We start from the raw sequence: 5,768 nt of genomic DNA, 5'->3' as shown, positions 1-5,768 counted from the left end.
GGCCTCCGGCCGCGATGGGGGCGCGCCGTGAACTCAGACGCTGCGGTGGCCTTATCGCGGCCGGAGGCCGCTCCCACGGGATCAGGGTGCGACTCTTGCGGTCAGCAGGCGGTACCACCCCGCAACCGCAACGCATCAATGTCCAAGCGGACCTGGGGTTCGGTTACACTTTTGTGCAGTGCACGATGAACCCCCGTTGGACCGCCGACCCCCCATGATTCCCGACAGCCAGCCACGCATCCGCGAAATCCCGTACAACTACACCTCGTTTTCCGATCGGGAAATCGTGATCCGCTTCCTGGGCGAGCCGATGTGGGCGCTCATCGATACCCTGCGCGGAACCCGGCGGACCGGCCGCTCGGCGCGCATGCTGTTTGAGGTGCTCGGCGACATGTGGGTCATCACCCGCAACCCCTATCTTCAGGACGATCTGCTGGAGAACCTCAACCGGCGTCGGCTGCTGCTGGGCGCGCTGGACCATCGTCTGGATCAGTTCGAGCAGCGGCTGAACGACAACGCCGCGGCGGCACAACTCCTGGCCAGCGCCCGGGCGGCGGTGGCCCACTTCAAGGCCTGGTTCGAGACCGAGCGCGCGGCGCGGGCGCGCTTGCGCCAGGCGCTCGCCGGCATCACCCGCCCGGACAATCTCGATTTCGGCGGCCTGGCCCGCGTCTCGCACGCGACCGACGCGACCGACTGGCGGGTCGAGTTGCCTTTCGTCGTCATCACCCCGGACACCGAGGCCGAGGTGGCGCCCATCGTGCGCGCTTGCATCGACTGCGACCTGAGTCTGATTCCGCGCGGCGGCGGCACCGGCTATACCGGCTCGGCCGTCCCGCTGCACCCGATGACGGCGGTCGTCAACACCGAAAAGCTCGAAGATCTGTCCGCCGTGGAGCGGATTGCGCTCCCCGGTGTCGCGGGGCTGGTCCCCACCGTGCGCTGCGGTGCCGGCGTCGTCACCCGGCGGGTCTCGGACCTGGCGGACGCCAACGGGCTCGCCTTCGCGGTGGACCCGACCTCGCAGGACGCCTCCTGCATCGGCGGTAACGTGGCGATGAACGCCGGGGGCAAGAAGGCGGTGCTCTGGGGTACGGCCCTGGATAACCTGGCGTCCTGGCGCATGGTCACCCCGGACGCGGACTGGCTGCTGATCGAGCGCCTGGACCACAATCTGGGCAAGATCCACGAGCAGCAGACCGTGCGCTTCCGCCTCTCGCGCTTCGCCCCGGACGGTACCACGCCGCAGGGCGAGCCCGAAATCCTGACCATGCCCGGCAGCGCGCTGCGCACCATCGGGCTGGGCAAGGACGTGACCGACAAGTTTCTGTGCGGACTCCCCGGTGTCCAGAAGGAGGGCTGCGACGGCCTCATCACCTCCGCCCGCTTCGTCCTGCACCGGATGCCGGACCATGTGCGCACCGTCTGTCTCGAGTTCTTCGGGACCGACCTGGAACTGGCGGTGCCGGCCATCTGCGAGATCAAAGACTCGGTCGACGCCTTGGCGGATGTGCAGGTGGCGGGTCTGGAGCACCTGGACGAACGCTACGTCCGGGCGGTGGGCTACACCACCAAGGCCAATCGGCGGGAACTGCCGAAGATGGTCCTGATCGCCGACCTGGTGAGTGACGATGAGGCGGCCGTGGCCGCCGCTGCCGAGCAGGTCGTCGCGTTGGCGCGGGCGCGTGATGCCGAGGGTTCTATCGCCGTCAGTGCCGAGGCGCGCAAACGCTTCTGGCTGGACCGCGCCCGCACCGCCGCCATCTCCCGTCACACCAACGCCTTCAAGATCAATGAGGACGTGGTGATCCCCTTGCCGCGGCTGGCGGACTACAGCCGCGGCATCGAACGGATGAACATCGAGCAGTCAATCAGGAACAAGGACGCAATCATGGCCGCTGTCCTTGAGTATCTGTCCCAGGGGCTGCCGGAGGCGCGTCCGGCGGGCGACTACGACGATTCGGCCGAGGAGGCGGCCATCCTGAGCGCCAAGCGCGATGCCGCCCGCGCCGTGGTGACCGGCGCTCGCATCCGCTGGCAGACGGTGCTGTCCCAGCTCGATGCGCCGGCGAGCGCGCACCTGTCATTGCTTGATGCGGCGGCGCAGTCCCGGCTGCGGCCGGACGATCTGCTGCTGGACCTGATGCTGCGGCGCGACCTGCGGCAGTCCTATCGGGAGGAGGTCGGCGCCCGCCTTGCCGAGATCTTCGCCGGGCAGGATCTGACCGGCGTGCGCGAACGGCTCGCCGCCATTCACCGCCGGGTGCGCGACTCCCGGCTCTTCGTCGCCCTGCACATGCATGCCGGGGACGGCAATGTCCATACCAACATCCCTGTCCATTCAGCCGATTACGCGATGCTGCAGGAGGCCGATCGCTTGGTCGATCGGATCATGGCGCTGGCCGGCGTGCTGGGCGGAGTCATCTCCGGGGAGCACGGGATCGGCATCACCAAGCTGCGCTACCTGGAGCCGGCGAAGCTCGCCGCCTTCGTCACCTACAAGGAGCGGGTGGACCCGCGCGGCCGATTCAACCCCGGCAAGCTGATGCCGGGGTCCGGACTCGCCGGCGCCTATACGCCGTCACTGCGGTTGGTGCAGCAGGAGGCGATCATCCTGGAGGAAAGCGAGCTCGGCGCGCTCAACGACGACGTGAAGCACTGTCTGCGCTGCGGCAAATGCAAGCCCAAGTGCATGACCCATGTCCCGCGCGCCAACCTGCTTTACTCGCCGCGTAACAAGATCCTGGGCACCGGGCTCATCATCGAAGCCTTTCTCTATGAGGATCAGACCCGGCGCGGGTTGTCGCTGCGTCACATCGACGAGATGAATGATGTGGCCGATCACTGCACCGTCTGTCACAAATGTCTGAACCCCTGTCCGGTGTCGATCGACTTCGGAGATGTGACCATGCGCATGCGCCGTATCCTGGTCAGCCGCGGGCAGAAGCGCTTCAACCCCGGAGCCTGGGCCGCCATGCAGTTTCTCAACACCACGCACCCGCGCACCATCCGTTATCTGCGCAAGGGCCTGGCGCAATGGGGGTTCAGCGCGCTCAACCTGGCGCACGGGGCGGCGCGCGCTCTGGGCCTCACCCGCGGGCGCACCGCGCACCCCAGGGCCACCACCGGCCGGCCGGCCATCGCTGGTCAAGTGCTGGACCTGGTGAGCCGGCCGATCCGGGTGGAACTGCCCAAACGCGGCTTCCGCCAGATGTTGGACCTGGAGGACCGCACCCAGGTGCCCATTCTGCGCGACCCGCACCAGAGCGCGGACGAGGCCGAGGCGGTTTTCTACTTCCCCGGCTGCGGGTCGGAACGCCTGTTCTCGGACGTCGGGCTGGCCGTGCTCGCCATGCTCTACCGCCAGGGCGCCCAGATCGTCCTGCCCCCCGGCTATCTATGCTGCGGCTATCCGCAACGCGCCTCGGGCCTGGAGGCGCGCGGCCGGCAACTCACCATGGAAAACCGCGTCCTCTTCCATCGCGTCGCCAATACACTCAACTATCTGGACATCCGCACCGTCCTGGTATCCTGCGGCACCTGCATGGATCAACTCCTGCAATACGAATTCGGGCAGATCTTCCCCGGCTGCCGATTGCTGGATATTCACGAGTGGCTGATGGAAAAAGGCGTCAGCCTCGCTGGCGTGCCTGGCGTCCAATACCTCTACCACGACCCCTGTCACACACCCATGAAGACCTATGCCCCGGTCAAAGTGGCGGCAAGCCTGATGGGCCAGGACGTGCGGCTCTCCGAGCGCTGCTGCGGTGAGGCCGGCACCTTGGGCACCGCCCGGCCCGACATCGCCAATCAGGTGCGCTTCCGTAAACAGGAGGAATTGGTTTCCGCCATCCGCGGCCTCACCGGAACCGACCGCGTCACCGACGGCAAGGTCAAACTACTCACCGCCTGTCCGGCCTGTCAGCAGGGGCTCGCCAAGTACGCCGACGACACCGGACTCACCACGGACTACATCGTCGTCGAATTGGCCTGCCGGCTGCTCGGTGAGGGCTGGCAGACTGCATTTATCCGGCAGGTACAGGCCGGTGGGATCGAGCGGGTGCTGTTGTAGGGTGCAATAGCGTAGGGTATTGAGCCGTAGGTTTTCCGACAATTTAGATACCGGTGAGTGTAGGTGCGACTTCAGTCGCACCTGCGTCCGAGTCGGTATTAAGAATTGCGAATTGAAGAATCGCTTAGCCACTGAGCAAGTTCTCGTTCGGAGAGGTCGCCGGCGGCTAGCTTTTCAATAATAACGACCGACTGCGGTTCGGGCGCATCTAGAGTAAATCCGTTTATTTCCAGAAATATCGCAGCAACTGCAAGGGCGACACGCTTGTTCCCATCAACGAAGGGATGATTTTTCGCCAGTCCATAGCCATATGCAGCAGCGAGATCAAAAATAGTCGCCTGCGATTCGTAGAAGAAGCGCTGTCGGGGCCTGGCTAAGGCGGAATCAAGCAAGGCTTTGTCGCGAATACCAGGACTTCCACCGTGTTCCGCAACTAACATGTGATGAACAGAAACGACAACTGAGTCCAAGATCCATCGCGGCTCGATCATTTCGCAAGTTCGTGAAAGGCATTCCTGTACTTTTTCAGCACCTTTTCGGCGGCCTCCATCTGAAGCTCAAAATCTTGCTGATACGGGGTAATGGTAAATCCCTCTGCATTCTCGACAAGATACAGCATATCGCCTTTCCCGACTTTTAGTTTGTTAAGTGCTTCTTTTGGTAGCAAAATACCCATGGAATTACCGATCGAGGTCACTTTAACTTTCAGCATGGCAGTGGGTCCATTGCGGGGTTATTACATTTGTTACCACGAAGTCTAGTCGTACCAAACAAGTGGGTCAAGCCGATTGCATGCTGAGGAGAGGAACATGACTAACAGATTGCTCAACCGCCTGGATGAGATCGGTGCGTCGCTCGAACGCTCAGGCCATGCCTTGGCTTTGATCGGTCTGGGCTCCGTCGGCGTTGAACTGGAGCGGTTGGATGCCTGGTCCGATCTCGATTTCTTCGCGATTGTGGAGCAGGGGTACAATGATCGGTATCTCGGCAATCTCGATTGGTTGAGTTGCCTGTGTCCGATCGCCTATCGATTCCAGAATACGCCTGATGGCTTCAAGCTGTTGTTCGAAGATGGCATTTTCTGCGAGTTCGCGGTGTTTGAACTTGCCGAGTTGGGCGCCATCCCGTTCTCCCGTGGGCGAATCGTCTGGAAAGTGCCCGGTCTGGATGAGGGGATTGGTGAGCCTGTTGTCGCTACTCCGGCCTTCCATCAGAGCGCGACTGAATGGTTGGTCGGCGAAGCATTGACGAACCTGTTCGTCGGTTTGGGGCGATTCCGGCGCGGCGAAAAGTTGTCGGCGAGTCGGTTTATTCAGCAGTACGCGGTGGACCGGGTCTTGGAGTTATCCGCTGTTATCGAGCAAGAGCGACGGGCACCCAGGGATTTGTTCGCCAATGAACGGCGGTTTGAGCAGCGGTTTCCGGGTGTCGCACAAGAACTCCAGTATTTCATTCAGGGCTATGACCGCAGTTGTGAGTCGGCCCAAGCGCTGCTTGCGTTCCTGGAGAGGCATTTTGATGTCAATCAGGCGATGGCTGAGGCCATTCGCGCGCTCTGCGATTCCGGGAAAGGATCGACGGATGTGTGGGAGGGCGACTAAAGTGTCGCCCTTACCGGCCTTTATCGTCGTTCCGACTGGTCGCGGACGGTCCGCACAGCGGACCCTACGGTAACGTCGTGACCTGTAGGGTCCGC

At 63.1% G+C, this 5,768-nt stretch carries 4 protein-coding genes; 2 read left to right on the top strand and 2 right to left on the bottom strand.

Translation table 11 applies throughout. The features are described 5' to 3' along the window. Positions 1-214: 214 nt before the first annotated feature. Positions 215-4,072, top strand: a complete 3,858-nt coding sequence (locus tag QZY03_RS08755) for a DUF3683 domain-containing protein (protein ID WP_295580129.1) — start codon at positions 215-217, stop codon at positions 4,070-4,072. A 98-nt stretch (positions 4,073-4,170) separates the two neighbouring features. Here QZY03_RS08755 and QZY03_RS08750 read toward each other — a convergent pair whose 3' ends face one another. Then, complete coding sequence (locus QZY03_RS08750) at positions 4,171-4,563, bottom strand: type II toxin-antitoxin system death-on-curing family toxin (RefSeq protein WP_295580127.1); 393 nt, start codon at positions 4,561-4,563, stop codon at positions 4,171-4,173. Next, positions 4,560-4,784 (bottom strand): AbrB/MazE/SpoVT family DNA-binding domain-containing protein, encoded by a 225-nt coding sequence (locus QZY03_RS08745; protein ID WP_295580125.1) that lies wholly within the window; start codon positions 4,782-4,784, stop codon positions 4,560-4,562. Before QZY03_RS08745 ends, QZY03_RS08750 begins: the two co-directional genes overlap by 4 nt. A gap of 109 nt (positions 4,785-4,893) precedes the next feature. Between QZY03_RS08745 and QZY03_RS08740 the strand changes: the two genes are divergently transcribed. Continuing rightward, positions 4,894-5,673, top strand: coding sequence for a hypothetical protein (locus QZY03_RS08740; RefSeq protein WP_295580123.1), 780 nt, complete (start codon positions 4,894-4,896; stop codon positions 5,671-5,673). Positions 5,674-5,768 lie beyond the last annotated feature (95 nt).

It is taken from the genome of uncultured Lamprocystis sp. (assembly GCF_903933125.1).
Lineage (GTDB): Bacteria > Pseudomonadota > Gammaproteobacteria > Chromatiales > Chromatiaceae > Thiodictyon.
Note: the sequence above shows the minus strand (reverse complement) of the source record. Positions and strands in the feature narration are given on the sequence as shown.

Bases quoted from the DNA above. Each gene is read 5' to 3' on its own strand.
- QZY03_RS08755 (WP_295580129.1), top strand. From the start codon at position 215: ATGATTCCCGACAGCCAGCCACGCATCCGCGAAATCCCGTACAACTAC.
- QZY03_RS08750 (WP_295580127.1), bottom strand. From the start codon at position 4,563: ATGATCGAGCCGCGATGGATCTTGGACTCAGTTGTCGTTTCTGTTCAT.
- QZY03_RS08745 (WP_295580125.1), bottom strand. From the start codon at position 4,784: ATGCTGAAAGTTAAAGTGACCTCGATCGGTAATTCCATGGGTATTTTG.